Source organism: Salinispora sp. H7-4 (genome assembly GCF_013416675.1).
Taxonomy (GTDB): Bacteria; Actinomycetota; Actinomycetes; order Mycobacteriales; family Micromonosporaceae; genus Micromonospora; species Micromonospora vitiensis.
Window position 1 is genome coordinate 1 of the sequence record NZ_JABZED010000052.1, and the last position, 568, is coordinate 568.

General features: G+C 67.6%; 1 pseudogene. It reads left to right on the plus strand.

The features are described from left to right. Window positions 1-275: pseudogene (locus tag H0524_RS20820) on the plus strand (esterase); the annotation flags it as partial. Window positions 276-568: the final 293 nt, after the last annotated feature.

A 568-nucleotide genomic window follows, 5' to 3' on the forward strand; every position in this document is an offset into this window, starting at 1 on the left:
ACCCGGCCGCATCGGCCAACCTCGCCAAGTTGGCTGACACCACCATCGCGTTCTACACCGGCAACCAGGATGCCGTGGACTATTTCACCGCCATCGCCACCGCGACTGTCGGGGACCGTCTAGACGACCTCGGTATCCCCCACGACACCGTCAACTACGGAGACGGCTCCACCTTGGCGTCCACGTGCAACGGCGGTCACAACTATGGCTGCTGGGCGCCGGCGATCGCCGACTACCTCCCGCAGCTCGAGGCGTCGTTCGACTCGGCCAGCTGACACTGACCAGCCGGAACGCCGGCCATCGAAGCCGAAACGTTGGCCCTTAAGGCCGGAACCCTGGCCTTGAGGCCGGAACGTCGGCCGTTGGCGTCGCGGCAACCAGCCCACCCGCAGTGACGCGGTCCGTTCGACCTGCCCGAGCAGAGGAGGTTCCCATGCGCGGCACCAGCTCATCTCCGACGAGACCGGCAACGATGGTGTTGCTGGCGGTGACGACCCTGACCGCCACCATCGCCCTGAGCAGCCCGGCCCAGGCCCAGAGACCCGCGATCTCGGAGCCGGACCCGGTC